This window comes from Nostoc sp. CALU 546 (assembly GCF_048836525.1).
In genome coordinates this window covers 1-4020 of the sequence record NZ_JAWJTF010000211.1, presented here as the reverse complement: position 1 = coordinate 4020, position 4020 = coordinate 1, and the positions used below count along the sequence as shown (strand labels likewise).

Below are 4020 nucleotides of genomic sequence, written 5' to 3'. Positions count from 1 at the left end.
AGAGCAAATGCATGGATTAAGTATCAAGCATATCCTGGACATTTCCCAAAAAGTCGGCACAATACATGGAATGGTATCCTATTGTCAAATGGAGTTTCATATATTGAGATCGACGGGCTAGAGGTCATAGGGAACAATGCAAACATAACCCTTTCTTATGCATTAAGTCAGAAGACTAATGGATCAAATCCGCTTACAAACGGAAGCTGCATAAGTATTGACGGACGCAATAGTTCTGTTCGTCACATAAATATTCTAAACAACAAAGTGAATAACTGTGGAGGAGCAGGTATCTCAGTAATCTCCGCTGATTATGTGAAGATTGATAATAACACAGTGTTCAATAACGCCTGGTACAGTATGTATGGTACCAGCGGTATTTCGTTCTTGAAGAGTCGGAATACTGACAACAACCAGGGATACAAGATGTTCGTGACTAATAACAGGGTCTACAACAATCGCAATTACGTTCCCTGGGCTCAACGTGGAATTATCACAGACGGTAATGGCATTATTATCGATCTTTCAAAACAGGGTCCAAATGGTGCATATAGAGGACGGACTTTAATTGCAAACAATATTAGCTACAGGAATGGCGGTTCAGGTATTCATGCCCATGAAAGTGAGCATATCGATATTGTCAACAACACAGCATATTTGAATCAGCAAAGTCCAGAACTGTCAAAAAAAGGGCAAGTCTATGCTGGTTATTCAAATAATATCAGGATTTACAATAACCTTGTTTATGGTGTTGCTGGCAAAAATGTGAACAGCAGCTACATGAATAAAAACGTCACTTATAACTACAATCTTTACCCCAATGGTTCAGTGATCGATGCGAAGGCGAGGGGAGCTAACGATATTATTGCAGATCCACAGTTTCAAAATGCCCCAAATGGTGACTTTAGACTCAAAGGAACGAGTCCGGCGATCAACAGGGGTTACAATTGGAAGGATTTGAAAACTGATCATGCCGATAACCCTCGTCCTGCTGGTGGTGCATATGATATTGGGGCATACGAAATTAGGTAACCGTAATAACATGTCCTGCTATCTGTCCATAGTTCTTTCAGACTGAAGTCTACGGTTACACAAAATAAGAAGCCTGCTTTCGCAGGCTTCTTATTTTATGGATAATTAAACATTATGGTGTTCTAATTCACTTGTGAGACAAAATCCTAATTTATACAGAGCTTTTGTCTGGAATACGTTTTTGTCGCTTAACCGCTTTTGTCAAATCTTGATAAGTAAAGTATTCTTTCGCATGGTTGAAATAACTACTAGATTCGTTTTTATCAATGAGACCATTCACAACTAAACCTAAAACGTTGTGACTGGATCTCTCTAACATTTCTTGAGCAGCAGCTGCACTGTTAGAATCAATTACCCCAGGTCGAGCGACTAACAAAATCCCATCAGTCATTTGGCTTAAAGTCAAGGCATCGGCTGCTAAAAGGAGGGGAGGAGCATCAATAATGACAAAATCATAGTTATCTTGAGATGAGAAATTCTCAATTAGTGATGCCATCCGCTTTGAGTCAAGCAAGGCAAGTGGGTTAGGAGGTCTAACTCCAGCAGTTAAAACATCAAGGCTATCCATTACCTTGGATACGGCAATGTCAAATTCAGCCTGACCTACAAGAACCTCACTCAAACCAACTGCATTGGTTAGTTGCCATAGATGATGCTGAGAAGGAACTCGCATATCTGCATCAATTAGTAAAACTTTACGTCCTAGTTGAGCGATCGCTGCCGCCAAATTAGCTGAAACTGTAGACTTGCCTTCTTTCGGAACTGCGCTAGTTACCACAATAGTTTTGAGCACTTTATCTGAACTCAGGAATTTCAGATTGGCTTGAATCATCCGGTACATTTCGCTGGTTAAAGAGTGAGGTGTATCCCTGACGGCGATTGTTTGAACTGTTGATTCTGTATCTGAATAACGGGAGCGAAGCTTCTTAACAGACAAAGGAACAATGCCCAGCAAAGTATATCCAAATATATCTCTAACTTCTTTAAGTGTTTTTAGAGATCTATCTCTCATAGCCAGTAAGAGGATAGTTGTTGTGGCAAAAAATAAACCGAACATCACTCCCAGCACCAAAACAATTATTTTTTTGCCTGCTACTGGATCTTTTGGCACTAAAGCCTGAGCAATAATCCGGGAACTAGCTGTATTTGTATTCTCAACTAACTGTAATTCTTGAACCTTTTTCAATAGAGTTTGATAGGTCGATTCTGCAACTTCAACTTTCCGTTCTAATTCCCGCTGATTTTGTGCCAACTGGGGTATGAGTTTCACCCGCTGTTCGTAGGTAGAACGAGAATTATATAGAGAAGAGAGTCTTTGAGTTAACCCAAAGCGCTGTATTTCTGACTGGAGAAAATTTTGTATCAGGTTTTGTCTAAGTTCCCCAATCTGCAACAGGCTCTGAGGAACTGGTGCTTGATTGCCAATAGTCTGACCAATTTGCTGTTGCAAGAGAGAATTTAAACTAGCTTTTCTTGCTTCTAAGTTAATAATTACGGGGTTGTCATCTAGAAAACGGCTACGCTCAACCGCTAGCTGCCGATCGGTTTCTTGAAGTTGTGTAAGGACTCCCTGTACTGCCGGTGACTGGCTGAGGGCACTCACTGCGATCGCTTCCTGAGAATTTAGCTCTACTTTCTGACGGAGTTGATTGGTTTGGGCATTTACCTCATTTAATTGAGCTTTAACACTATTCATCTCATTATCTAGATTTCCAATAGTCGCAACGGCTGACCTTGTCTCCTCTGATAAATCTGCAATCTGATGCTTCTGCTTAAATATACGTAGCGCTACTTCTGCATTATTAACAGCAGCTTGGGTTTTAGGAAGCTGCTTGGCCATAAATTGACGAGCTGCTGCTGCCTCAGAGCGATTTGTCAGAATATCATTTTCTAAATAAAAATTCATTATTGTGTTGACCACTGCCGCTGCTTCTTCGGGGTCAGAACTGCTATAGCTAATTAGCAATACATCTGTCCCACCAATAATTTTTAGATTCAGGGCTTTTTTTAGAGCTTGTACCTCTAGAGGTATACCTTCGTTGTCTTTGAGTTGTAATTTATCTATTGTCCGCTGCAATAACTTGGGGGAAGTAATAACTTCTATCTGACTGCTTATAGGATTTTGAGTTGCTACCAATGGTTTCAAATCTCCTGAGTCTCCTCCTTCAGAGGAACCAGGCGAAAGATTAGTTCCTGCTACCTTAAAAGAGGGAAGTCTGAATAACAGTTTTCCTTCTGCTTCATAATCTGGCTTCATAAACCTTGTAGATACAGCACTCAGAATCACTGTAGCCACAAATATGCTGACAGCCGGTAACCACCAACGCTTCAATATCAACAAGTAACGATTAAGGTCTAAATCAATAGATTCTCTAGATTCCATAGATTTTTCTGACATAAATCTTCCAAAGTACAGGTCTTAAACAAGAAACTAAAAATTGACTTAGAGCAATCACATAAGCAGTTGCAATTGACAATACTGATATTATTTTACAATATGACAATAGTATAGACTATTTAAGTTAAAAATTTAGTTTCAATTTGGGTACAAATATGCAACAGTGTTCCATACCCCATTATTAAGCAAAAGCGTTAGTAAATTTGGGATTTGAGGTGAGTTAACGGTGTCCTAACTATACTGCATTAGCAAAAATAAACCCTTTAGCAGCAGGATGTTCAATTAAAAACCTTTGCCAGTCATTAGCCATTATTATGAAAATTTATTTCTTGATTATCAAAAGCTTAAATTGTTTCCTCGAATATTATATTGCTCTACCCCTTATCAAATAAACATGTTAACCAAAAATTCCTAAGCCCAAGTAAAAAACGGGCAGTCTAGTCAGGTTGTGATTTTTGACCATAAACATCCACTCATTACTCAGCCCCACTTAACAGTGATTCTGAAATTTAAAGTAGCTACTAACTTTGCAAAATTTTATCATAAGCCTCTAACAGTTTAGGAGCTTGATATTTCCTCTCACGCATCTC

Annotated in this window: 2 protein-coding genes; one reads left to right on the top strand and one right to left on the bottom strand. The window is 39.2% G+C overall.

The window, feature by feature from the left end:
- The coding region (locus RRG12_RS41625; protein WP_420763191.1) for a choice-of-anchor Q domain-containing protein at window positions 1–1032 on the top strand (1032 nt) is incomplete at its 5' end.
- A gap of 151 nt (window positions 1033–1183) precedes the next feature.
- On the opposite strand, the gene RRG12_RS41620 is transcribed toward RRG12_RS41625, so the two are convergent.
- Window positions 1184–3430 (bottom strand): GumC family protein, encoded by a 2247-nt coding sequence (locus tag RRG12_RS41620; protein ID WP_069072693.1) that lies wholly within the window; start codon window positions 3428–3430, stop codon window positions 1184–1186.
- Window positions 3431–4020 lie beyond the last annotated feature (590 nt).

Bases quoted from the DNA above. Each gene is read 5' to 3' on its own strand.
- RRG12_RS41620 (WP_069072693.1), bottom strand. From the start codon at position 3,430: ATGTCAGAAAAATCTATGGAATCTAGAGAATCTATTGATTTAGACCTT.